This window comes from Amycolatopsis sp. WGS_07 (genome assembly GCF_045278895.1).
Taxonomy (GTDB): Bacteria; Actinomycetota; Actinomycetes; order Mycobacteriales; family Pseudonocardiaceae; genus Amycolatopsis.
In genome coordinates, this window is the sequence record NZ_CP136053.1 from 7630648 (window position 1) to 7652916 (window position 22269).

The window sequence follows — 22269 nt, forward strand, 5'->3', positions numbered from 1 at the left end:
ACCGGCCGGGCGCGGGGCCCGGCCGGTTCTCGGTTTCGCGAAGCGGGGATTACACGTAGTCCTGGTACTTCTCCAGGAACCGCACCGGCTTCGACAGCGCGTCGCGGCGGAACGGGTCGCCCAGCTCGCGGGTGCACATGACCTCGATGACCGTCGTGCGGCCGTCGTTCATCTGCGCGTCGACGGCCTTCTTCAGCGCCGGCCCGACGTCCTCGAGCTTGTCCACCACGATGCCGTCCGCGCCCATCGCCCGCGCGATCCCGGCGAAGCTCTCGCTTTCCAGTTCCCCGGCGACGAAGCGGCGGTCGTAGAAGTCGACCTGGTTCTTCTTTTCCGCGCCCCACTGGCGGTTGTGGAACACGACGGCGGTGACCGGGATGTCGTGCCGCACCGCGGTCATGATCTCGCCCATGCTCATGCCCCACGCGCCGTCCCCGGCGTACGCGATCGCCGGGCGGTCCATCGCGGCGGCCTTCGCGCCGATGATGGTCGGGAGCGCGTAACCGCAGTTGCCGAAGGACATCGGCGCGAAGAAGGAGCGGGGCTCCTCGAACCGCAGGTAGCTGTGCGCCACGGAGTTGATGTTGCCGATGTCAGTGGAGACCATCACCCGCGGCGGCATGGCCTGCTCCAGTTCGCGCAGGACCTGGCGCGGGTGCAGCCAGTTGCCCTCCTCCTGCTCCTGCTCGGCGATCATGTCGAGGGAGTAGGGGTCCTTCTCGTGGGTCCACTCGGTGAGTTCTTCCTCCCACGCGTCCTTCTCGGCCTTGATGCGGCCGGCGCGCTCGTCGCGGGTGGCGTCGCTGGCGAGCGTCCGGTCGGCGAGCCGTTCGGTCAGCGCCGCGGCGGCGGCCTTCGCGTCGCCGCAGATGCCGACGGTGATCTTCTTGACCAGGCCGAGCATCTTGTGGTCGGCGTCGATCTGGATGATCTTCGCGTTCTTCGGCCAGTAGTCCATGCCGTGCTGGGGCAGGGTGCCGAACGGGCCGAGCCGGGTGCCGAGCGCGATCACCACGTCCGCCTGCGAGATGAGCTTCATCGCGGCCTTGGAGCCCTGGTAGCCGAGCGGGCCGCACCACTGCGGGTGGCTGGCCGGGAAGCTGTCGTTGTGCTGGTAGCTGTTGACCACCGGCGCGCCGAGGCGCTCGGCGAGCGCCTTGCACTCCTCGACGCCGTCGGACATGACGACCCCGCCGCCGGAGATGATCACCGGGAATTCTGCGGTGGCCAGCAGTTCCGCGGCCTGGGCGAGGCTCTTGTCGCCGCCGGGGCCGCGGTCGAGCCGCTGCGGCTCCGGGATCTCGGTCTCGATCTCGCCGTAGAAGAAGTCGCGCGGGATGTTCAGCTGGGTCGGGCCGATCTCCGAGAGCGCCCGGTCGAAGGCCCGCGCGGTGTACTCGGCCATCCGCTTCGGGTTGTTGACGTGCGCCTGGTACTTGGTGAACTCCTGGAACATCGGCAGCTGGTTGGCCTCCTGGAAGCCGCCGAGCCCGGTGCCCATCGTGCCCGCCTCGGGCGTGATCATCACGACCGGGCTGTGCGCCCAGAACGCCGCGGCGATCGCGGTGACGCAGTTGCTGATGCCGGGGCCGTTCTGCCCGATGACCACGCCGTGGCGGCCGCTGACCCGGGCATAGCCGTCGGCCATGTGCGCGGCGCCCTGCTCGTGCACGACCGGGACGAGCCGGATGCCGGCCGGCGCGAAGATGTCCATCGCGTCCATGAACGCCGAGCCCATGATGCCGAAGATGTCGGTGACGCCGTTGGCCACCATCGTCTCGACGAAGGCCTCCGACGGGGTCATCTTCGCCGGCCCGCTGACGACGGTGCGGCCGTCGCCCGTCTTCCTCTCCGCCATGGTTGAACTCCTTCGACGCTGAAAGTCTTGGTTTTCGGTACGTGAGGTTCGTGAAAGCTGAACGCGATGGACGATAGGACGCCGCGTGCGGCAGGTCAACCGGCAGTTGATGGAAAACGAGACAGGATGTGCTAGTTTCCGGAACGTGAGTGAGTTGCGGAAGACCAGCGCGGTGGAACTCGTGCGGGAGCCGGACGGTGCGGGCCTCGACGGGGACACCCCGACCATGCGGCTGTTCTCGCTGCTCGAGCTGATCGCGGCGAAGGACCAGCTGGTGACGCTGCAGGGCCTGGTCGAGGAGACCGGCCTGCCGAAGCCGACCCTGCACCGGATGCTGCAGCAGCTGGAGGGCGCCGGGCTGCTCGTGCGCCAGGCCGACGGGCGGCATTACGGCACCGGCGACCGGCTGCGCCGCCTCGCGGAGAACCTGCTGCTCAACGCGACGCATCACGGCGCGCGGCGCGCGGTGCTCAAGCATCTGGTGGACGAGCTGGGGGAGAGCTGCAACATCACCGCGCTGTCCGGCAGCGAGATCGTCTACCTCGACCGCGTCGAAACGCCCGAGCCGCTGCGGTTCTACCTGCGTCCCGGCTCGCGGGTGCCGATCCACTGCTCGGCCAGCGGCAAGATCATCCTCTCCCAGATGAGCCCGGCGCAGCGGCGCAAGCTGCTCGCGCACGCTCCGCTCAAGCAGTACACGGCCAAGACGATCACCGATCTCGACGCGCTGGAGGAGGAGTTCGCCCGCATCCGGCGCGACGGCTTCGCCCTCGACGACGAGGAATTCCTGCCCGGACTCGTGTGCGTGGCCGTGCTGGTGCCCAGCCGGACCGGCCGGTCCAACCTGGCGGTGGCGGTGCAGGCCCCGGTCATGCGGCTCACCGCCGACAAGGCTTTGCAGGCGCTGCCCGCGCTCCAGCGGGCCGCCGAAGCGATCAAGGAGGTCGAGGCCGAGGGGGCGGCCGACGACGCCGACAGCATTTCGTCCTGACGGAGGTCTCCCGATGAACCCGTTGTCCGGCAACGGTCCCGACGCCCGGATCGCCGTGCGCGACGCCTTCGGGCTCGACTCGAACCTGGTCGTCCCGTGCTTTTCCGAACCGGATGAGCACGTGCCCGACGTCGACCCGGCGTACCGCTTCAACCCGGACGTGACGCTCGCGCTGCTGGCCGGGTTCGCGCACAACCGGCGGGTGCTCGTGCAAGGACTGCACGGCACCGGCAAGTCCACCCACGTCGAACAGGTCGCGGCGCGGCTGAACTGGCCGTGCCTGCGGGTGAATCTCGACGGCCACCTCAGCCGGCTCGACCTGGTCGGCAAGGACGCGGTGGTGCTGCGCGAGGGCAAGCAGGTCACCGAATTCCGCGAGGGGATCGTGCCGTGGTCGCTGCGGCGGCCGGTCGCGCTGATCCTCGACGAGTACGACGCGGGACGGCCGGACGTCATGTTCGTCATCCAGCGGCTGCTCGAACGGGACGGCAAGTTCACCCTGATCGACAGCAACACCGTGCTGCGCCCGCATCCGGGCTTCCGGCTGTTCGCCACCGCCAACACCGTCGGGCTGGGCAATCTCAACGGCCTCTACCACGGGGTGCAGCGGCTCAACCACGCGCAGATCGACCGGTGGAACATCGTCGCGGCGCTGGATTACCTGCCGCCGGAAGAGGAAGCGGAGATCGTGCGGGCGCGGGTGCCGCGGCTGGCTGGGCCGCTGATCGAGGCGATGGTGGCGGTGGCTGGGCTGACTCGCGAGGGGTTCCGGGCCGGTGACCTGTCGGCGCTGATGTCGCCGCGCACGGTCATCACCTGGGCGGAGAACTGCGAGATCTTCAGCGACCCGGCGACGGCGTTCCGGTTGACGTTCCTCAACAAATGCGACGAGGCGGAACGCCCGGTGGTCGCCGAGTACTTCCAGCGCTGCTTCGACCGGGAACTCGCCGCGGCGTGAGCACCGCGGAGACCCGGCGGCGCCAGGAGGTCGAGGAGCTGTCCGCGGCGGCGATCCGGGCGGTCAGCGGTTCGCCGGACGCGCATTTCCGGGGCGGTCGCCTGCATCGCGGCACCCGGCCGATGCCGATGCCCGCGCCGCATCTGCGCACCGAGGACGAGGATCTGGGGTCCTTTCGCGGCGCGGCGGACGGGATGGCGCTGCACCTGTCGCGGTCCGATCGGGAGCTGCACCGCAGGCTCCGGCCCGCTGGCGGCGTCGAGCGGCTGCTGTTCGAGCTGCTGGAGCAGTTCCGGGTGGAATCCTTGGTGCCAGCCGGTTTTCCCGGTGTCACGGCGAATCTGCGGCGGCGGCACGAGCGCTGGTCGCTCTCGGCGCACCACAATGGACTGACCGAGACCGCGCGCGGCGTGCTGATCTACACCGTCGCGCAGGTCGCGCGGGCGCGGATCACCGGCGAGCCGGTCGTGGAGGAGACCGAGGACCTGATCGAGGCGACGCGGGCGGCGATCGCGCCGATGCTCGGAACGCACTTGGCCGGGCTCCGTCGGCATAGGGCGGATCAGGCCGTGTTCGCCGAATCCGCGCGAGCGCTGGCCGAAGCGGTGGCTGCGTTGCTGGATCCGGCCGAAGAAGAGTCTCCGGAGGACGAAGCGGAAGCCGCGGCTTATGCGCTGCTGCTGGATTTCGACGACGAAACCGGTGCCGAGGAGGGCGGCATCGCGGGCCTCGGTGACCACAAAGGACCGGTGGCGGCCGGGTCCTATCAGGTCTTCACCACCGCGTACGACCGCGAGGACCGGGCGGGACCGCTGGTGCGGCCGGAATTGCTGCGGGAACTGCGCGAGCGGCTCGATGCCCGGATCGCGAAGCAAGGGGTCAACGTGGCCCGGCTCGCCCGGGAACTGACGGCGGTGCTGGCCCAGCCGCAACGGTCTGGTTGGGACGGTGCGCAGGAGGAAGGCCAGATCGACGGCCGGGCGCTCGCCCGTTTGATCGCGGCGCCCGCGGATCACCGGGTGTTCCGGGTCGAGCGGACCGAGCCGGTTGCCGACGTGCTGGTCACCTTCCTGATCGACTGCTCGGGTTCGATGAAGGCGCACCGGGAAACCGTTGCGGTGCTGGTGGATCTCTTCGCTCGCGCGCTCGATCTCGCCGGGGCGAGCAGCGAAATCCTCGGGTTCACCACCGGCGCCTGGCACGGCGGCCGGGCGCGGCGGGACTGGCTGCGCGCCGGGCGGCCGAAGCAGCCGGGACGGCTCAACGAGCGTCGGCACCTGGTGTTCAAGGATGCTGCGACACCCTGGCGACGCGCCCGGCGGGACGTCGCGGCGTTGCTCAAAGCCGATCTGTTCCGCGAAGGCATCGACGGCGAGGCGCTGGCGTGGGCAGCCGAACGGGCGCGGGCGTGCGACGCGCGCCGTCGGCTGGTTTTCGTGCTGTCGGACGGCAGCCCGATGGACGGGGCGACGGCGCTGGCCAATGAGGAGCGTTACCTCGACCGGCATCTGGTGCAGGTGGCGGACGGGCTGGAACGGAGCGGCACGGAGGTGTACGGCATCGGGGTCGGGCTCGATCTCAGTGCGTACTACCGGCGCAGCCTGGCCTTGGATGCCGCGGAAGGCACCGGGTTCCGCGCCTTCCGCGAGATCCTCGACCTGATCTCATGACGAATACATCGCGCGGCACAGCTCGCGGAACTCCTGCGCCCGCCGGGTGAGCCGGACGCCGCGCATGGTAGCGAGGACGATTTCCAGCGACGGGACGTCGTCGGTCAGCGTGAGCGGCACGACGCGCGCACCGGCGTAGGTCGTGTCGTCCGGCGGACGCTGGTTGAGCAGCGCGAAACCGTGCCCAGAAGCGACTAGCGCCCGCACCGTCTCGTAGCCGCTGGTGCGGTGCCGGACCCGCGGGGCGACCCCGGCGTCGCTGAGGATCGATTGCAGGTACTCCCGGCTGTGCGGCAGATCGAGCAGCACCATCGGCTCCTCGGCCAGCTCCCGCAGCGATACTTTGCGGCTTTTCCGGCGCGCGAGCCGATGGTCCTCGGCGACGAGGGCGTACGGGGCGGCGGTGCCGACGACCTCGCGGTCGATGTCGTCGTCGAGGTCGTAGCCGTACAGCATCGCCAGTTCGGTCTCGCCGGACCGCAACGCGCCCTTGAGCGCCTTGTGCTCGCCTTCGCGCAGGGACACGTGGACGCGGGGATGCCGCGACTCGAACTCGGCCAGCAGCCCCGGCAGGCGGAACGGTGCGAGCGTGGTGAAGCAGCCGACGGTGAGTGTGCCGACCAGTTCGGTGCCGGACTGCCGGGCTGTCTCGACCAGTTCCGCGCCGTGCGCCAGGAAATCCAGCACCCGCTTGTAGAACTGCTCGCCCGCGGTCGTCAGGCTGAGCCCTCGGGCGTGGTGGCGCAGCAGGAACTGCACGCCCATTTCCTTCTCCAGCTGCGCGATCGCGGTCGACACGGCCGACTGCGACACCATCAGTTCCTTCGACGCGGCCGTCATGCTCAGGTGCCGCGCCGCCGCCTCGAAGTAGCGCAGCTGCACGAGGGTGAAGGAGGGCTCGCTCATGCCGACATCCTGCCTCAGCGGCAGCAATCGGGATGCTGTGGTCGCGGCGCGGGCGTGTCCAGCGCGGGGTTGGCGTCGAAGAAGCCGCTGGGTTTGAGAGTGAAGCCGGTGTGGTCGACGGGCATGATCGGCCAGTCCTCGGTGCGCGGGTAGTGCGTGAGCCCGAAGGTGTGCCACACGACGAGGTCCGCGCCGTCGAGGTCGCGGTCGGCCTGGATCCAGGTGTCGATGCCGGTGGTTCCATTGTTCTGGTTGACGTACTCGCCGGCCGGGAACCGCTCGTCCTCGGCGTACGCGGTCACCCACAGGTGCTTGCGGGTGAAGGCGGCGCGGCGGGCGATGGAGGACGCGTCGTCGGCGAGCAGCGGCGGCTGGCCCTCGGGGTGCAGGGTGTAGCCGACGGGCTGGCCGAGCGCGTTGCGGGAGCCGGGATTGCTGATCCGCCAGGTCCGGCCTCGGGTGCCGTCGGCGAGCCGGGCGGCCTCGGATTCCTTGGCCAGCCTGGTGATCTTGCGGGTGAACGCGTTGCCGTGCGGGTTGCCCGGGCCCATCGGCACGCGTTGCACGTCGATCTCGTCGACGGCGTTCGCGAGGCCGTCGACCATCATGTCCAGCCGTGCGGAGAACAGGTGCTGATGGAACGGCGCGCCGACGCTCGGGGCGATTTCGCTCGCCCACGGGTAGTCCTCGGTGCCGCTCGGGAACGCGGACGCGAAGACGATGCCGGTGGCCTTGCACTCGAGTTCGATCGTGCCGTCGAGGTAGAGATACCAATAGAAGCCGTAGTCGTAATTGCCGACGGTCACGAAGAACGAGATGACCAGCCGCCGCTGCCGTCGAGTCGAAACACTGCCGTTGTAGTGGTCTGTGTGCTTCCACAGCACTCCGGCGTCTTCCTCGTGCATGCAGATCGCGTTGGCGATGGTGTGCGGGTGTCCGTCGTCGTCGTGCAGGACGGCGTCGAAGTAGCGGATCTCGCCGAGGCAGTCGCAGCCGAGGGTGAGGGAGTTGGCTTCCTTGCCGAGCGAGTACTCGCCGGCGTCGAAGTAGTTCTGCCAGAACCGGACCGGGCTGGGGTCGCCGTACGGGACGACCATCTCGGCGACCGAGGCGCGGTAGACCACCGGACGCAGCCGTTCGCCGTCTTGGAAGCCGATTTGGTGCAGGGTAAGGCCTTCTACGGCGTTGAACCCGATCCGGAACTGCCACTTCTCCCACGTGACGACGTCGCCGTCGACAGCGAAGCTCGGGCCCTCGGGCTGGGTGATCACGATGGGTTTCTGCGTGGTGCGGGTCGGGCCGTCGAGGTGGTAGTCGTAGGCGGTGCGCGGGATGTCGGCCGGGCCGTCGTCGATGACGTCGTGCACGCGGCCGGCGATCAGGTCGACGTAGGCCACCACGCCGTCGATCGGGTGCGCCCACAGGTTGTCGTCCTTGTTGAGCTGCAGGAACGCCAGGCAGCGCACGAGCCGCAGCCCGGTTTCGCCGGGGATGTCGAAGCACCCGGCGCTGAGCGCGGAGATCCGGACCGAACGGGGTTCTTCGATGCCGCGGCGGCGCATCGCCGCGTTCCACGCCTCGTCCTCCCAGAGGATCTTCTCGACCAGGTCGAACTCCTCGTGCAGGATCGGCGGCTGCCCCTCGGCCACGACGTCCACCGTGCGGTCGGCCACGATCTCGCCCGCGGTGAGCGACACGACCACCTCGCGCACTTCGCCGCTCTGCCGGTCGAGCAGCAGCGAACGGACCCGCCGGTCCACCGGGTCGCCCGGTTGCCAGGCCAGCACGGCCGCCTTCGCCGGTTCGAGCAGGGAGACGAGCGCGAACCGGGTGTGCTCGGTCGCGATCCCGGCCTCGGCCAGCAGCGTGCGGTTGCGGGCGACCTCGGCTTCGGTCAGGCGCGAGAGGGGTGGGCCATGCGCGTCTCCTCATTCTTTGCGGTCTGCCGCAAAGAATGCGCTCTCGCTGTTCGGGTGGCAAGCCCCGGGCCGGTTGGGTTTTTCGATGCTCGTCATCAATAATCCTGGACGTGGCACGACCCAAGGACCAGGCGAAGCGGCGCGACGAGCTGGTGGCGGCGGCCGGCCGCGCGATCCGGACGCGGGGGCTGGCGGGCCTCCGGGTGCGGGACGTCGCGGAGGAGGCCGGGCTGTCGGCCGGGTCCGTCAGCTATTACTACCCGGACCTCGACGACCTGCTGTTCGAGCTGCATCGCGACGCGGTCGACCGGTTCTACTGGGCGCGAGCGCGCGCCGCCGAGGCGGAGGAGGACCCGGTCCGGCGGCTGGTGCGGCTGGTCGACGCGGGGCTTCCCGTCGCGGAGGCAGATCCGCTGAGCCGGGTGCTGTACGAAATGCACGTCCACGCGGCGCGCAACCCGGCGCATGCCGTGCTGATGACCGCGCTGTGGGACCGCGAGGTCTCGCTGTACTCGGCCGCGCTCGCGCACGGACGGGACACCGGGGCGTTCCAGCTGCGGTCGCCCGCGGCGGATATCGCGGCGAACGCGGTGGCGCTGGAGGACGCGTACGGCCTGCACCTCGCCGGGCGCAACACCAGCCTGTCCGCGGCCAGGGTGCGGGAGCTGCTGCTCGGGTACCTGGCCGCGGAGACCGGACGGGACCTCGGTCAGGCGTAGGCCGTCCAGACGGTTTTGAGGCCGGTGTACTTGTCGAGCGCATGGAGGGAGAGGTCGCGGCCGAAGCCGGACTGTTTGAAACCGCCGAACGGCGTGGCGGTGCTGAGGGCGTCCACTGTGTTCACCGAGACGGTCCCGGCGTGGATTCCGTCGGAGACGCGGTGGGCGCGGGCGAGGTCCCGGGTCCAGACGGAGGCGGCGAGTCCGTACGGGGTGTCGTTCGCCAGGCGGATGGCTTCGGCTTCGGACTCGAAGGTTTGCGTGGCGAGTACGGGGCCGAAGAGTTCGTCGGTGACCAGCGGGTCGTCGGGGCGCAGGCCGGTCACGATGGTCGGGTCCAGGAACGCGCCCCGGCGAGTGCCGCCGGTGACGACGGTTCCGGTGCTGGCCTCGACCGCGGCCAGCACACGGGCGGCGGCGGGTTCGTCGATCATCGGGCCGAGCTTCGTGGCCGGGTCGAGCGGGTCCCCGGGCACCCATCCGGCGACCTTTTCCCTGAGCAGGGCGAGGAATTCGTCGGCCGCTTCCGCTTGGACCAGCAGCCGGGTGGTGGCTGAGCAGACCTGACCGGAGTTGGCGCAGAAGCCGAACGCGACCAGGTCGGCGGCGGCTTCGAGGTCCGCGTCGGCGAACACGACGACCGGGCTCTTTCCGCCGCATTCCAGCCAGACCTGCTTGAGGTTCGATTCCCCGGCGTAGCGCAGGAACAGCCCGCCCACCGGGGTGGAGCCGGTGAAGGCGAGGACGTCGACGTCCGGATGCCGTCCGAGTGCTTGGCCCGCAGTGTCGCCGAAACCGGGGACTACGTTCAGGACTCCGTCCGGAATACCTGCCTCGGCGGCCAATTCCGCGAGTCGCAGTGCGGACAGCGGGGATTGTTCGGCCGGTTTGAGGACGACGCTGTTGCCTGCGGCCAGGGCCGGGGCGAGTTTCCAACCGGCGATGTCGAGCGGGAAGTTCCACGGTACGACGGCGCCTACCACGCCGAGGGGTACGCGTTGGATGGTGGCGAAGTTGCCGGGCGGGGTGGGGGCGACCTCGTCGTAGCGTTTGTCGATTGCTTCGGCGTACCAGGCGAAGCACTCGGCGGTCGCGGGGACGTCCTGGCCGAAGGTGTCGGTGATCGGGCGGCCTACGTCGAGGGTGTCGCAGAGGGCCAGCTCGCGTTCGTGGGAACGGATCAGGTCGGCTAGCTTCAGGAGCCGTTTCTTGCGTTCGGCCGGGACGGACCAGCGGCCGTCCTCGAAGGCCCGCCGGGCGGCGGCGACCGCGAGGTCGATTTCGGCGGGGCCGCCTTCGGCCACGTGCGCGACTGGGTGCCCGGTGGCTGGGTTGAGATCGGCGAAAGTCTTGCCCGACTTGGGAGTGAGCCAATCGCCGTCCACAAAGGCCGCGGTGCGGGGCTGCAGGTGCGCGGCCTCGTGCACCCAGTCGCTGTGGTCCATTGCCGGAACCGCCTTTCGTCGCTTCCGGTTCACTATTCGTCAGCGGCGGGGGCGCGGGAAAGCGGAGCTTTTCGGTGCGTTGGATCGGGCTGGGTGATGCAGGTTCCAGAGGGAGGCCCAGTGGTCGGCGGTCAGGTCCCGGGGGAGTGCTTGCGGGGACAGCCGGTGCTGAGCGAGCCAGGCGCGGGCCGCGCGGGCGCTGAGGTGGCCGGTTCGGGGGAGGATTCCGGCTAGGCCTCGGCCGCGGCCGGTGAAGACTTTGCGGACGAAGTCTTGGTACTGCGGTCGTTCCTGGACGAGCGGGGTGGGGCGGCGGGTGATGACGAGGATGCCGCCGTCTACGGCTGGGCGCGGGCGGAAGGCGTGGGCGGGGACCCTGGCCGGGACGGTGAAGTCGAACCAGGGCCACCAGGCGGCGGTCATTTGGGAGGCGCCGCCGATTCCCGCGCGGCGGCGGGCTACTTCCCATTGCACCAGTAGTACTGCTCGTTCCCAGTGCTGTTGCCGGAAGAGGTGGCGGAGGGTTGCGGTGGTGAGGTGGAAGGGGAGGTTGCCCACGATCGTGTGCGGGGTCGTGGGGAAGCGGTGGTGGAGGAGGTCGCCTTGGATGACCTTGACGTTGTCTCCGGTGCGGGCGGCCAGGCGGGTTGCTCGGCGGGGGTCTAGTTCGATGGCGGTGATGGGGCGGCCGGTGCGGCTCAGCGGGAGGGTGAGGGCGCCGTCGCCTGCGGCTAGTTCCACCAAGGGGGTGGTGGTGTGGTTGGCGGCGGTGCAGACAGCGGCGATGACGGCGGGGTCGGTCAGGAAGTTCTGGCCTAGTTCGTGCCGTCCGCCGTGAGGGTGGGCAGACATGGGTGTAGGGCTCCGCGGCAGGAAGAAGTGTCCCGGGGGCCGTGAGGGGCGGCCGGGATGGGCTGCTGAAGGAGCGGCGGAGGGCTTCCGGCGCTCAGTGGCGGCGGAAGCGGATGAAGGTGGCACCCATGGTGGCGGAGTTTAGGGGTGGGGTGGGGTTGGGCGAGTGGTTTTTCGGGGGTGGCGTGGGGCACCCCCGAAGCCTGATTGTGCTGAGGTTTCCCCCGGGGATCGGTCACCGGGTTTTATGCCGCGTGGGCGTGGTGGTGAGGGTAGTTCAGGCGGGTTTCGTGGGGTGTTCGGTGGCCGAGTGTGGAGTGCAGGCGGTGGTGGTTGTAGTAGGCGAGGTAGGCGAAAACCGCTTGCCTGGCTTGGTGTCGGGTGGTCCAGGAGCGGGTGCCGATCTCGGTTTTGAGGGTGGCGAAGAAGGATTCGGCGGCGGCGTTGTCGTAGCAGGACCCGGTCCTGCCCGTCGAGGCCCGGATCCCGAGTGCGGCGAGCGTGGTGCGGAATTCCGTGGAGGCGTATTGGGTGCCGCGGTCGGAGTGGAACACCGCGCCGGGGCCGGTCAGGCCGCGGTCCGCGGCGAGCGTGATCGCGTCGCAGACCAGCTCGGCGCGCATGTGCGCCGCGAGGGCGTGGCCGACGATTTCGCGGGTGTGCAGGTCGAGCACGGTCGCCAGGTAAAGCCAGCCTTCCTCGGTGGGCAGGTAGGTGATGTCGCCGACCAGCCGCTGGCCCGGTTCGTCGGCGGTGAAGTCGCGGCCGATCAGGTCCGGTGCTGCCGCGGTCTTGTCCGGTCTGGTCAGCGAATGCCTCCGGCGGCGGGTGTGCCCGGCGATCCGCCGTTCGCGCATCACCCGCTCGACCCGCTTGTGGTTGACCGTCTCGCCGCGGCGGCGCAGTTCCGCGGTGACCCGCGGGCTGCCGTAAGCACCCTGGTGGGCCGCGTGGATCCCGGCGATCTCGCCCGCCAGCCGGTCCTCGGCCGCGGCCCGTTGTTCGCGGGCCGGGGCGGCGGCGAGCCATTCGTAGAAGCCGGGGCGGCGGACCCCGAGGACTCGGCACAGCCGGGCGACGCCGTAGGCGGCGCGGTGGGCGGAGATGAACCGGTAGCTGCGGGTCAACGATCCATCTCCTGCGCGAAATAGGCGGCCGCTTTCCGCAGGATCTCCTTTTCCTTCTCCAGCTCCGCCACCCGCTTGCGCAACGCGCGCAGCTCCCGTTCCGCCGCGTCGCCGCCGGTTCCGGCGGCTTGATCGGCGCGGTCGGCGGCCCGCACCCACGTCCGCAGGGTCTCGTGATTCACCCCCAGCTCACGAGCCACCTGCGCCAACGGACGAGCCGACGACCGCGCCAACGCGACCGCATCCCGCCGGAACTCCTCCGGATACTTCGACGAACCAGACACAACAACATCCTTCCCCAGGCCGAAGCCAAGGATCAGAGTGTCCGACCCGACGGGGGAACCTCAGTGACTACGGCGCGGGGGTGCTTGTCAAGGCGGGAAAGATGCCTTGACAAGCCCCCACCGACTGCAGGGAGGCTTCGTATCGGGGTGCGGGGGTGGGGCTGGGTGCCTCGATGGGTGGGTGCATCGGCGGCGGACGTGTGGCTCGGGTTAGCGGCGGGTGCGGCTTGCTTTCATGAACTCGCGGTTGAGGTTGGCGATGCTCGTCAGCGGGATGCCTTTCGGGCACGACGCTACGCATTCGCCGGTGTTGGTGCAGCCGCCGAAGTCTGCTGCGTCCATGGTTTCCACCATGTCCAGTACCCGTTGCGCGCGTTCTGGCTGGCCCTGTGGCAGGGAGTTCAGGTGCGCCACTTTCGCCGAGGTGAAGAGCATGGCCGAGCCGTTCGGGCAGGCTGCTACGCAGGCGCCGCAACCGATGCACGTCGCGTTGTCGAAGGCTAGGTCCGCGTCCGGTTTGGGTACGGGGGTCGCGTGCGCTTCGGGGGCGCTGCCGGTGGGGGCGGTGACGTAGCCGCCTGCCTCAATGATGCGGTCGAACGCCGAGCGGTCGACTACCAGGTCCTTGATCACTGGGAAACCCTTGGCGCGCCAGGGTTCTACGTCCAGTACGTCGCCGTCCTGGAAGGAGCGCAGGTGCAGCTGGCAGGTGGTGGTGCGCTCGGGGCCGTGTGCGCGGCCGTTGATTACTACGCCGCACGAGCCGCAGATGCCTTCGCGGCAGTCGTGGTCGAAGGCGATCGGCTGGGCGCCGTCCTCGATGAGGTGCTGGTTGAGGACGTCCAACAGTTCCAGGAAGGACATGTCCGGAGTGGCGTCGTCGACCGGGTATTCGACCAGCTTGCCGTCGGCGTCGGGACCGGACTGGCGCCAGACTCGCAGGGTGAGTTTCACGTGTAGCTCCGCTGGGTGGGGTGGACGTGCTCGAAGTTCAGGATTTCCTGGTGCAGCACCGGTTTCTCGCCGTACTCCCAGGCCGAGACGTACGAGAACCGCTCGTCGTCGCGCTGGGCCTCGCCGTCGGCGGTCTGGTGCTCCTCGCGGAAGTGGCCGCCGCAGGACTCTTCGCGGACCAGTGCGTCCAGCAGCAGGAGTTCGGCCAGTTCCAGGAAGTCCGCGACGCGGCCGGCCTTTTCGAGTTCCTGGTTCAGCTCCTCGCCGGTGCCGGGGACACGCACATCTCGCCAGAATTCGGCGCGCAGTTCCGGGATGCGGTCCAGTGCTTTGCGCAGGCCCTCGGCGGAGCGGGACATTCCGCAGTGGTCCCACATCAGGTGCCCGAGTTCGCGGTGGAACGAGTCGACGCTGCGGGTGCCTTGGACGGACAGCAGCCGTTCGAGCCGTTCGCGGACAGCGGTTTCCGCGGATGCGACAGCGGGGTCCGCCGGGTCCAGGGCGGGGAAGCTGCCGCGGGCGATGTAGTCGTTGAGGGTGGCGGGGAGGACGAAGTAGCCGTCCGCCAGGCCTTGCATCAGGGCGGACGCGCCGAGCCGGTTCGCGCCGTGGTCGGAGAAGTTGGCCTCGCCGATCACGAACAGGCCGGGCACGGTGCTCTGCAGGTCGTAGTCGACCCACAGACCGCCCATCGTGTAGTGGATCGCCGGGTAGATCCGCATCGGGACCTCGTACGGGTTCTCCGCGGTGATCCGCTCGTACATGTCGAACAGGTTGCCGTACTTGGCTTCCACCGCCGGGCGGCCCATCCGCTCGATCGCGTCCGCGAAGTCGAGGTACACGCCGAGCCCGCCGGGGCCGACGCCGAAGCCCGCGTCGCAGACGTTCTTCGCCGCCCGGGAGGCGATGTCGCGCGGCACGAGGTTGCCGAAGCTCGGGTACATCCGCTCCAGGTAGTAGTCGCGTTCGGACTCCGGGATGTCCCGGGGCGGACGCGGGTCGCGCGGCTGTTTCGGGACCCAGATCCGGCCGTCGTTGCGCAGCGATTCGCTCATCAGGGTGAGCTTCGACTGGTGCTCGCCGGAACGCGGGATGCAGGTCGGGTGGATCTGCGTGAAGCACGGGTTGGCGAAGTACGCGCCGCGCTTGTGCGCCCGCCAGATCGCGGTCGCGTTGGAGCCTTTCGCGTTGGTGGACAGGTAGAAGACGTTGCCGTAGCCGCCGGTCGCCAGTACGACCGCGTCCGCCAGGTGGGTGGTCACCTCGCCGGTCACCAGGTCGCGCGCGACGATGCCGCGGGCCCGGCCGTCGGACACGATCAGGTCCAGCATTTCCGTGCGCGGATGGATTTCCACGCCGCCGGCGTCGATCTGCCGGGCCAGCGCCTGGTACGCGCCGAGCAGCAGCTGCTGACCGGTCTGGCCGCGCGCGTAGAACGTGCGCTGCACCTGCACGCCGCCGAACGAACGGGTGTCGAGCAGCCCGCCGTACTCCCGGGCGAACGGCACGCCCTGTGCCACCGCCTGGTCGATGATCTGCGTGGACACCTGCGCCAGCCGGTACACATTGGACTCCCGGGACCGGAAGTCGCCGCCCTTCACCGTGTCGTAGAAGAGCCGGTAGACCGAATCGCCGTCGTTGCGGTAGTTCTTCGCGGCGTTGATCCCGCCCTGCGCGGCGACCGAGTGCGCGCGCCGGGGCGAGTCCTGGAAGCAGAACTGGACGACGTGGTAGCCCTGTTCGGCGAGCGTCGCGCCCGCGGACGCGCCGGCGAGGCCGGTGCCCACCACGATGATCCGGTGCCGCCGCCGGTTGGCCGGGTTGACCAGCTTCGCGCCGAAGCGGCGGCTGTCCCAGCGGTCCTCGATCGGGCCGTCCGGCGCCCGGTCGTCGGCGATCGGCTCGCCGAGCGTGTAGTCGCTCATGTCAGGCCACCCATCCCGCCATCACGGCGATCGGCACGATCAGGAAACCGCCGGTGATCACGACGGCGAGCACGCTTCCCACGGTCTTCAGTGCCCGGTCCCGCGTTTTGCTCGCGATGCCGAGGGTCTGCGCCGCGCTCCAGAAGCCGTGGTTGATGTGCAGGCCGAGCATCAGCAGCGCGACGATGTAGATCAGGTTGACCCACCAGACCTGGAAGTCCGCGACGATGTTGTGGTACGGCTGGCCGTCGCGGAAGTCCTGGTTCGCCACGCCGACGGTGAGGTCCAGGATGTGCCACACGATGTAGAGCGCGAGCGTCGCGCCGCCCCAGCGCATGGTGTGCGTCGCGAAGCTGGCTTTGCGCCGCTGGCCGTGCGCGTACTTCACCGGGCGCGCCTGCCTGTCCCGTTTGGACAGTTGCACCGCCGCGACCACGTGCAGCACCAGCGCGATCACCAGCACGACCCGCTGGATCGAGAGGTACCAGGCGTTCTGCAGCACCGGTTCGCCGATCGTGCGCAGCCAGGCGGCGTAGTCGTCGAAGTGCTGCGGCCCGAGGAAAACCTTGAGGTTCCCGGCCATGTGCACGAACAGGAACGCGACGAACATCAGCCCGGTGACGGCCATGACGACCTTCTTGCCGATGGTCGAACGCCAGAACGTCACGAGCGCCGGGCGACGGCGGGGCGGAGCGGGTGCGAGTGCCACGGAATCGACGGTAGGTCGGCCCCGACGAGAGGGCAAACACATGCTTTCTCTCATCACGAGAGGCAACGCCTATGATGGCGGACATGCAGTTCCAGCAGCTGGCGTATTTCCTGGCAGTGGCCGAGACGCGGCACTTCACGCGCGCCGCGGAACGCATGCGAGTGGCGCAGCCCTCACTGTCGCAGCAGATCCGTGCGCTGGAACGGGATGTCGGCGCGGGGCTGTTCCACCGGATCCGCGGCAACGTCACGCTCACCGAGGCGGGGGAGACGCTGCTGCCGATCGCGCGCCGGATCCTCGCCGAGACGGAGAACGCGTACCGGGCGATCCGCGAGCTGGACGAACTCGGGCGCGGCCGGGTGCGGCTCGGCGCCACCCCGAGCCTGTGCACCGGCCTGCTGCCCGCGATGCTCGCCGCGTTCCGCCGGGACTACCCGGGGATCGAACTGGTGCTGCACGAAAGCGGGTCCCGAGACCTGCAGACCGAGCTGTCGGAAGGCGGGCTGGACCTGGCGATGATCGTCGACAGCCGGCTGCACGACGATTCCCGCCTGGAGAGCCGCGCGCTGTTCGTCGAGGACCTGGTGGTGATCTCGCCGAAGGACGCGCCGGCCCCGGTGCGCGGGCGGATGCCGATCGCCGCGCTGCGGGACCGGCCGCTGGTGATGTTCCGGCAAGGCTACGACCTGCGCGAGGCGACCGTGACCGCTTGCCGCGCCGAGGGATTCGACCCGCTCTTCGCGATCGAAGGCGGCGAGATGGACGCGGTGCTGGAGCTGGTGCAGGCCGGACTGGGCCTGGCGGTCGTGCCGAGCACCGTGGTCGGGGACCGGTTCCGCCGCACGCAGTTCACCGCGCCGGGCCTGAGCCGCGTGGTGCGGCTGGCGTACCGGCGGGACGTCGAGCAGCCGCGTGCGGTGCGGGCGCTGCAGGAGGCGGTGGTGCGGTACCTCGGCGGCGGGGTGGCGCAGCTGCCGCCGGGCACGCGGCCGCTCGTCGGCCGGTGATCAGCGGGTCAGGGAGTCCAGTACCAGGCCGATCAGCCGTCGCAGCTGGGGTTTTTCGCAGTACTGCGCGGAATAGCCGATGCCGCCGACGAGGAGCAGGACGTCTTCGGCAGCCACGTCGTCCCGGAGTGTGCCGTCTTTCGCGCCGGCTTCCAGGAGCGCGTTGACGGCGTCGAGAAGCAGCTTCCGGCTGTCCGAGTACGGATCGACGCCGGATGCGATCACCGCGTTGAGCGCTTCGGACATGCCGTGCTTCGCGCGGACGTAGGCGAGGAAATGCGTCAGCCACTCCCGCATCGCGTCCGCGGCCGGGTGCTGTGCGAGGAGGGCCGATGCCTGCTCGCAGACGCCCGCGAGCTGGTGCCGGTAGGCGGCGTCGATCAGGGCTTCGCGGGTCGGGAAGTGCCGGTACAGCGTGCCGACGCCGACCCCAGCCTGCTTGGCGATCGCGGACGGCGCGGCGTCGAGGCCCTGCTCGGCGAAGGCCTGCGCGGCGACCTCCAGCAGCCGGGCACGGTTCTCTCGCGCGTCGCGCCGGGTGCGGCGCGGGGCGTCAGGCATCGGTTCCCTCCCGGGTTGCTATCCGGAACGCATTCCGGATACGGTAAGCGGAACGCATTCCGGTTAACCTTACCCCTGGGAGACTCCGTCATGTCCGCACGGCATTGGTTCGTCACCGGCGCTTCCGGCGGTCTGGGCCGGCACCTGGTCGAGGAAGCACTCCGGCACGGCGAATACGTGACCGCGACGGTCCGGCGTCCGGACGCGTTGCCGGACTCGCCGCGGCTCACCGTGGAGCAGCTCGATCTCACGCATCCTGCCGACGTCGCCGCCGTGGTCGAGCGGACGTCGCGGCGGCGGCCGGTGGACGTGGTCGTGAACAACGCCGGGTACGCGCTCGTGGGCGCGGCCGAGGAGATGACGCCCGAGCAGATCCGGGACCAGATCGAGGTGCTGCTGCTCGCCCCGATCCTGATCACCCGCGCGTTCCTCGGCCCGATGCGCGCGCGGGGCGGCGGCCGGATCATCCAGATTTCCAGCATGGGCGGCCAGATCGGCTCGCCGACGCACAGCGCGTACCACGCGGGCAAGTGGGGTTTGGAGGGCTACACCGAGAGCGTCAGCCGCGAGGTCGACGACTTCGGCATTCACCTGACGCTGGCGCAGCTCGGCGGGACCCGGACCGGCTTCGCGTCCGCGCTGCGCTACACCGCCGAAACGGAGCCGTATCGCGACAACGCCGTCGGCCGGACCCGCCGCTACCTGGAATCCCTCGACGACAGCGCGCTTTCCGGCGACCCGGCCAAAATCGCCGCGCTGCTGTACGAGACCACCTTCCAGCCGAACCCGCCGCTGCGCCTCTCCCTGGGCTCGGACACCTACGACGCCGTCCACAGTGCACTCACTGAACGGCTGAACCTCCTTGAGTCGCAACGGGAACTGGCCGCGTCGATCGCGTTCTGACTACATCCCGACCGACTGCCGCTCCGGCTCGATCAGGCCCACGACGCGCACCTGCTCCCGCGTGTACGGCTGGCCGATGTACTTCTTGGCCACCTCGTCGACGATCTCCCACGCCGGGTCGCCCTCGATCCATTCGGCCACCCGGCCGCGGATGATGATCGGCTCGAACGGATTGTCCGGCGGGGTAAGGGAAATCGCCACGCGCGGGTCGCGGCGGAGGTTGCGGGCCTTGCGGCTGTCCGGGCCGGTGAGGAAGACGATCCGGTCGCCGCGGGTGCCGATCCACACCGGGACGACATGCGGCGATCCGTCCGGGAGGACGGTCGCGAGGTGGGCGATCGGGGTGCCGTCGAGCACGCGGCGGACTTCGGGGTTCAGCATGGGATTTCCTTTCAGCGGAGGATTTCGTAGTGCAGGTGGGTGACGCCGGGCGCCGGGACGGCTTCGACCAGCCGCAGCCGGACGTGCTCGGGCAGTTCGCGGAAGAAGCTCCGCCCGCCGCCGAGCAGGATCGGGACCTGGTGCAGGACGAAGTCGTCGACCAGCCCGGCCTTGATCGCCTCGGTGACCAGAACCCCGCCCATGAGCGCGACGTCCTTGTCCCCGGCCGCCTCCCGCGCGCCGGCGATGGCCTCTTCGACGCTGCTGGCGTGCGTCTGCTTCCCGCTCAGTTCGGGCACCGGCTGGTGGCTGACCACGAACAACGGAGCGGTCGGATGCGGACCGCCGCCGCCGAAGTGGCTGGAGTGGTCGTAAGTCGCGTGCCCGACCACGGACGCCCCGACGCGCGCGGCGAGCTTGTCGAACACCCGGGCGCTGGGCTCGGACAGGGTGAAGCCGTCGAGGACCTTGCTCGGCGTGTCGCCGGTGAAGTACCAGTCGAACAGCATCCCGGCGTCGCCGAGCCCGCTCCCGACTTCGTCGGCCCCCTCCGGACGGCGGCCGCTGATGTAGCCGTCGACCGAGACGGACAGGGCACTGAACACTTTGGTCATTACGCTCCTTAGTAGTCGCTCACAGCGCTTGGGGGAAGTGGAAGACCCGGTGCGGGTCGTAGGCCTTCTTGATCGCGGCGAGCCTCGGATAGTTGCCCGCGTGGTACGCCCTTGCCGGATCCTCGAGCGCGAGGTCGGGGAAGTTCGGATAAACCCGGCCGGACCCCGCGCCGCGCCCCAGGATTCGTCCACCCACGGGGTGTCGCCGACGTGCTCCAGCAGAAACCGCTCGCCCCGATGGGCAAACGCCGTGTCTTCCGCCGCGACCCGGTTGTACGCCCCGCCCATCGCCGTGAACGCGAGCCGCCGGTTCCCCCTCAGCCGGCGGATGAGCCCGGCCGTGGTGCGCTCCGGCATCGTGCGCTCGAAAAACTCGGACCGGATCCGGCGGTGCCCGTCGACCGCATCAAGCGTACTGAATGTCGGCTTCAGCATGCTGTAGGGAACATCCTGTCGGATGTCTATTGCATACAGAACACCGGCCCGCGTGGTGAAGTCCCGGAGCAGCTCCCGGGTCGCGGCGGGCGGCAGGGTGGAGGAGCCGAAGAGGGTCGCGTGTCCGGATGAGACGGTGAGGTTGACGGTCAGTTCGTCCGGGGCGTCGGGGGCCCAGTCCTGCCATGCGGTGACGAGGGTTTCCGACGCTGCCCAGCGGCCTTCGATCCGGCAGGCCAGTGGTTCCGGCACGGTGGCGAACCGCAGCTCTGTCACGATGCCGAACTGTCCGCCGCCCGCGCCGCGCAAGGCCCAGAACAGGTCGGGCTCCCGGCGTTCGTCGCACTCCACGACGCTTCGGTCGGCGAGCACCACCTGAGCCCCGACGAGACGGTCGCAGGTCAGCCCGTACTGGCGGCCGAGCAGCCCGATCCCGCCGCCGAGTGTCAGCCCGGCGATGCCGACCGTGTCGCCGCACCCGGCGGGAATCGTCCGGCCGCGCGCGTGCAACTCCCGGTACACCGTGCCAAGCCGCGCGCCCGCGCCGATCGTCGCCACGCCGGTGTCGTCGACCGCGATCCGGTCCAGTCCGGACAGATCTGCCACGATCCCGCCGGTCGAGGACCGGTTCGCGAAGCAATGCCCGCCGCCGCGCGGCACGAGGTGCTGGCCGGTCGCCGTCGCGCGTTCCATGGCGTGAACGACCTCGGCGACCGAGTGGCAGCGGAGGACCCGCGGGCTGGGGGAGAGGACGTCGATCACGGAACAGACGCTACGGAGGCGCGGCTCGCGGTTCTTGAACAAAACGCGCACGGACCGGCGCCGCGACGGCGGTCAGCCGGAGAGCTTCGCCGGAGAACGCCCGCGGGTAGCGAGAAACGGCGCGTAGGAAGCCGAATGATCATGCCCGCACGCACACCGGTCGAGGTCCCCGCCGAGAAGCTGCCTCGGCGTAACCCCGGTCAACCGGAGGCATTCCCGGCTCAAATGCGCCTGGTCGGCGTACCCGGCGTCAACGGCGAGACCCGCCACCCCGTCCGCGCCACGCCGCCCGGAGGCGACTGCGCCGGACTGGGCCAGCGCGAGAAACCCTTGGAACCGCAACGTCCGCTGGAGCACCTTCGGGCTCGTCCCGACCGCCTGCAGGCACCGCCGCCGCAGCTGGCTCGCCGAGAGCGCGAGGTGCGCGGCGACCGCGTCGACGCCGACCGGGTCCCACGGCATCAGCACCCGCACCGCTTCCCCGACCAGCGGGTCCGAGCCGGTCCGCCGGAACTCCCGCACGAGATGCGCCTGCACCGCGGCCAAGCCCAGCTCCGGCGTCGCGGCGAGGGCCACCGCTTCGGCGAGCCGCTCCGCCGCCCGGCCCCACAACTCGGACAGCCCGAGGTGCTGATCGGCAAGCTCGTCAAGCCCGGCAGGCAGCGGCGGCGCGGCCCCGGGGCGGAACCGCACCCCGACAATGGTCGTGTGCGCCGGAATGACCTCGATCTGCGGCCCGGTCAACGGCCCGAGCAGCCGCGGCCGCCCGCCGACCGGGAAGTGGATCTCGACGCCGCCAGTGGGCAGATGCCGCTGCGCGTACGGCGCGTCGCCGGTGCGCTGAATCCACACGGTGCGCACGGCGGCCGCGAGGCCGGGCACTGGCGGACGTTCGAGATACGCGGTCATCCCCGTACCGAAGCGTCCCGCCGGGCGCGCGTCAAGTGCCGGGCCACAAGTCCCTGGACCGGACGACCTTCTCCCGTATCCGACCGCTCGCCGGCCGGGGATTCTCGCTGTCGGACCCCTGGGAAGCAGCGCCGCCGAAGGAGGCACCGGCCATGCCGACGTTGATCATCATCCTGCTCGTCCTCGGCGCGGGGCTGTTCGTGGGCGGCCTGCTGGACCGGGCCAGCCAGACGCACGCGCGTTTCACCGGCTACCGGCAGAGAACCACCACCGGCCTGATCACCTGGGTCCGCAGCGCGATCGCGGCCGTGCTCGGCGTCGCCGGACTGCTGCTCTTCCTCTATCTCCTGATCACCCTGTCGTCGGCGCGGTAGCCCCCG

20 protein-coding genes and 2 pseudogenes are annotated in these 22269 nt (G+C 69.9%); 7 read left to right on the forward strand and 15 right to left on the reverse strand.

Features of this window, described 5'->3' with window-relative positions; genetic code table 11:
• Nucleotides 1–49: 49 nt before the first annotated feature.
• Entirely contained in the window at nucleotides 50–1858 is a 1809-nt protein-coding gene (gene xsc, locus RPX00_RS35810) for a sulfoacetaldehyde acetyltransferase (RefSeq protein WP_406632044.1), read from the reverse strand.
• Nucleotides 1859–2003: 145 nt separating this feature from the next.
• On the opposite strand from xsc, the gene RPX00_RS35815 reads away from it, so the two are divergent.
• Genes RPX00_RS35815 through RPX00_RS35825 form a run of 3 tightly spaced genes read left to right on the forward strand, consistent with a single transcriptional unit; the run spans nucleotide 2004 to nucleotide 5477 of the window.
• A complete protein-coding gene (locus RPX00_RS35815; RefSeq protein ID WP_406632046.1) occupies nucleotides 2004–2849 on the forward strand; it encodes an IclR family transcriptional regulator in 846 nt (281 codons plus the stop codon).
• Nucleotides 2850–2862: 13 nt separating this feature from the next.
• Nucleotides 2863–3807, forward strand: coding sequence for an AAA family ATPase (locus tag RPX00_RS35820; protein WP_406632047.1), 945 nt, complete (start codon nucleotides 2863–2865; stop codon nucleotides 3805–3807).
• On the forward strand, nucleotides 3804–5477 hold the full coding sequence (locus RPX00_RS35825) for a cobaltochelatase CobT-related protein (RefSeq protein WP_406632049.1): 1674 nt from the start codon (nucleotides 3804–3806) through the stop codon (nucleotides 5475–5477). The genes RPX00_RS35820 and RPX00_RS35825 overlap by 4 nt, the downstream gene beginning before the upstream one ends.
• Here RPX00_RS35825 and RPX00_RS35830 read toward each other — a convergent pair.
• Complete coding sequence (locus RPX00_RS35830) at nucleotides 5472–6383, reverse strand: LysR substrate-binding domain-containing protein (protein ID WP_406632051.1); 912 nt, start codon at nucleotides 6381–6383, stop codon at nucleotides 5472–5474. The genes RPX00_RS35825 and RPX00_RS35830 overlap by 6 nt on opposite strands.
• 14 nt (nucleotides 6384–6397) lie before the next feature.
• Nucleotides 6398–8293 (reverse strand): annotated as a pseudogene (locus tag RPX00_RS35835) (primary-amine oxidase); the annotation flags it as partial.
• A 119-nt stretch (nucleotides 8294–8412) separates the two neighbouring features.
• On the opposite strand from RPX00_RS35835, the gene RPX00_RS35840 reads away from it, so the two are divergent.
• The gene (locus RPX00_RS35840) at nucleotides 8413–9021 is read left to right on the forward strand and encodes a TetR/AcrR family transcriptional regulator (protein WP_406632053.1); all 609 of its coding nucleotides are present in this window, start codon (nucleotides 8413–8415) and stop codon (nucleotides 9019–9021) included.
• Here RPX00_RS35840 and RPX00_RS35845 read toward each other — a convergent pair.
• The 6 genes from RPX00_RS35845 to RPX00_RS35870 form a co-directional block, all read right to left on the reverse strand.
• Nucleotides 9012–10466, reverse strand: coding sequence for an aldehyde dehydrogenase (locus RPX00_RS35845; protein WP_406632055.1), 1455 nt, complete (start codon nucleotides 10464–10466; stop codon nucleotides 9012–9014). The genes RPX00_RS35840 and RPX00_RS35845 overlap by 10 nt on opposite strands.
• A gap of 39 nt (nucleotides 10467–10505) precedes the next feature.
• Nucleotides 10506–11318, reverse strand: coding sequence for a 23S ribosomal RNA methyltransferase Erm (gene erm, locus RPX00_RS35850; protein ID WP_406632057.1), 813 nt, complete (start codon nucleotides 11316–11318; stop codon nucleotides 10506–10508).
• Between the two features lie 245 nt (nucleotides 11319–11563).
• Nucleotides 11564–12729 (reverse strand): IS3 family transposase gene (locus RPX00_RS35855; protein WP_406632059.1). Its coding sequence is split into 2 segments (ribosomal slippage): nucleotides 11564–12460 and nucleotides 12463–12729, totalling 1164 coding nucleotides; the frame shifts between segments, so codons are not numbered across the junction.
• A 210-nt stretch (nucleotides 12730–12939) separates the two neighbouring features.
• Nucleotides 12940–13683: a succinate dehydrogenase/fumarate reductase iron-sulfur subunit gene (locus RPX00_RS35860; protein ID WP_406632061.1), complete on the reverse strand. Its 744-nt coding sequence runs from the start codon at nucleotides 13681–13683 to the stop codon at nucleotides 12940–12942.
• On the reverse strand, nucleotides 13680–15608 hold the full coding sequence (locus RPX00_RS35865) for a fumarate reductase/succinate dehydrogenase flavoprotein subunit (RefSeq protein WP_406632062.1): 1929 nt from the start codon (nucleotides 15606–15608) through the stop codon (nucleotides 13680–13682). The genes RPX00_RS35860 and RPX00_RS35865 overlap by 4 nt, the downstream gene beginning before the upstream one ends.
• Nucleotide 15609: 1 nt before the next feature.
• Entirely contained in the window at nucleotides 15610–16317 is a 708-nt protein-coding gene (locus RPX00_RS35870; protein ID WP_406632064.1) for a succinate dehydrogenase cytochrome b subunit, read from the reverse strand.
• 83 nt (nucleotides 16318–16400) lie between these two features.
• On the opposite strand from RPX00_RS35870, the gene RPX00_RS35875 reads away from it, so the two are divergent.
• Complete coding sequence (locus RPX00_RS35875; RefSeq protein ID WP_406632066.1) at nucleotides 16401–17324, forward strand: LysR family transcriptional regulator; 924 nt, start codon at nucleotides 16401–16403, stop codon at nucleotides 17322–17324.
• On the opposite strand, the gene RPX00_RS35880 is transcribed toward RPX00_RS35875, so the two are convergent.
• Nucleotides 17325–17885 carry a TetR/AcrR family transcriptional regulator gene (locus RPX00_RS35880; protein ID WP_406632067.1) on the reverse strand — a complete coding sequence of 187 codons (561 nt, stop codon included), beginning with the start codon at nucleotides 17883–17885 and terminating at the stop codon, nucleotides 17325–17327.
• Nucleotides 17886–17975: 90 nt separating this feature from the next.
• Between RPX00_RS35880 and RPX00_RS35885 the strand changes: the two genes are divergently transcribed.
• Entirely contained in the window at nucleotides 17976–18788 is an 813-nt protein-coding gene (locus RPX00_RS35885; protein WP_406632069.1) for an SDR family NAD(P)-dependent oxidoreductase, read from the forward strand.
• Here the strand turns inward: RPX00_RS35885 and RPX00_RS35890 are convergent, their stop codons facing one another.
• The 5 genes and pseudogenes from RPX00_RS35890 to RPX00_RS35910 all read right to left on the reverse strand — a co-directional run bounded on the left by RPX00_RS35890 (nucleotide 18789) and on the right by RPX00_RS35910 (nucleotide 21889).
• A complete protein-coding gene (locus RPX00_RS35890; protein WP_406632071.1) occupies nucleotides 18789–19169 on the reverse strand; it encodes a PPOX class F420-dependent oxidoreductase in 381 nt (126 codons plus the stop codon).
• An 11-nt stretch (nucleotides 19170–19180) separates the two neighbouring features.
• Complete coding sequence (locus RPX00_RS35895) at nucleotides 19181–19783, reverse strand: dihydrofolate reductase family protein (protein ID WP_406643210.1); 603 nt, start codon at nucleotides 19781–19783, stop codon at nucleotides 19181–19183.
• Between the two features lie 19 nt (nucleotides 19784–19802).
• Nucleotides 19803–19979, reverse strand: a complete 177-nt coding sequence (locus RPX00_RS35900) for a BBE domain-containing protein (RefSeq protein ID WP_406643212.1) — start codon at nucleotides 19977–19979, stop codon at nucleotides 19803–19805.
• A 641-nt stretch (nucleotides 19980–20620) separates the two neighbouring features.
• Nucleotides 20621–20911: pseudogene (locus RPX00_RS35905) on the reverse strand (FAD-binding protein); the annotation flags it as partial.
• Between the two features lie 141 nt (nucleotides 20912–21052).
• Nucleotides 21053–21889 carry a DUF6597 domain-containing transcriptional factor gene (locus RPX00_RS35910; protein WP_406632073.1) on the reverse strand — a complete coding sequence of 279 codons (837 nt, stop codon included), beginning with the start codon at nucleotides 21887–21889 and terminating at the stop codon, nucleotides 21053–21055.
• A gap of 152 nt (nucleotides 21890–22041) precedes the next feature.
• On the opposite strand from RPX00_RS35910, the gene RPX00_RS35915 reads away from it, so the two are divergent.
• Nucleotides 22042–22263 carry a hypothetical protein gene (locus RPX00_RS35915; RefSeq protein ID WP_406632075.1) on the forward strand — a complete coding sequence of 74 codons (222 nt, stop codon included), beginning with the start codon at nucleotides 22042–22044 and terminating at the stop codon, nucleotides 22261–22263.
• Nucleotides 22264–22269: the final 6 nt, after the last annotated feature.

Bases quoted from the DNA above. Each gene is read 5' to 3' on its own strand.
- RPX00_RS35830 (WP_406632051.1), bottom strand. From the start codon at position 6,383: ATGAGCGAGCCCTCCTTCACCCTCGTGCAGCTGCGCTACTTCGAGGCG.
- RPX00_RS35915 (WP_406632075.1), top strand. From the start codon at position 22,042: ATGCCGACGTTGATCATCATCCTGCTCGTCCTCGGCGCGGGGCTGTTC.
- RPX00_RS35910 (WP_406632073.1), bottom strand. From the start codon at position 21,889: ATGACCGCGTATCTCGAACGTCCGCCAGTGCCCGGCCTCGCGGCCGCC.
- erm (WP_406632057.1), bottom strand. From the start codon at position 11,318: ATGTCTGCCCACCCTCACGGCGGACGGCACGAACTAGGCCAGAACTTC.
- RPX00_RS35865 (WP_406632062.1), bottom strand. From the start codon at position 15,608: ATGAGCGACTACACGCTCGGCGAGCCGATCGCCGACGACCGGGCGCCG.
- RPX00_RS35885 (WP_406632069.1), top strand. From the start codon at position 17,976: ATGTCCGCACGGCATTGGTTCGTCACCGGCGCTTCCGGCGGTCTGGGC.
- RPX00_RS35820 (WP_406632047.1), top strand. From the start codon at position 2,863: ATGAACCCGTTGTCCGGCAACGGTCCCGACGCCCGGATCGCCGTGCGC.
- RPX00_RS35845 (WP_406632055.1), bottom strand. From the start codon at position 10,466: ATGGACCACAGCGACTGGGTGCACGAGGCCGCGCACCTGCAGCCCCGC.
- RPX00_RS35880 (WP_406632067.1), bottom strand. From the start codon at position 17,885: ATGCCTGACGCCCCGCGCCGCACCCGGCGCGACGCGCGAGAGAACCGT.
- RPX00_RS35875 (WP_406632066.1), top strand. From the start codon at position 16,401: ATGCAGTTCCAGCAGCTGGCGTATTTCCTGGCAGTGGCCGAGACGCGG.
- xsc (WP_406632044.1), bottom strand. From the start codon at position 1,858: ATGGCGGAGAGGAAGACGGGCGACGGCCGCACCGTCGTCAGCGGGCCG.
- RPX00_RS35895 (WP_406643210.1), bottom strand. From the start codon at position 19,783: ATGACCAAAGTGTTCAGTGCCCTGTCCGTCTCGGTCGACGGCTACATC.
- RPX00_RS35890 (WP_406632071.1), bottom strand. From the start codon at position 19,169: ATGCTGAACCCCGAAGTCCGCCGCGTGCTCGACGGCACCCCGATCGCC.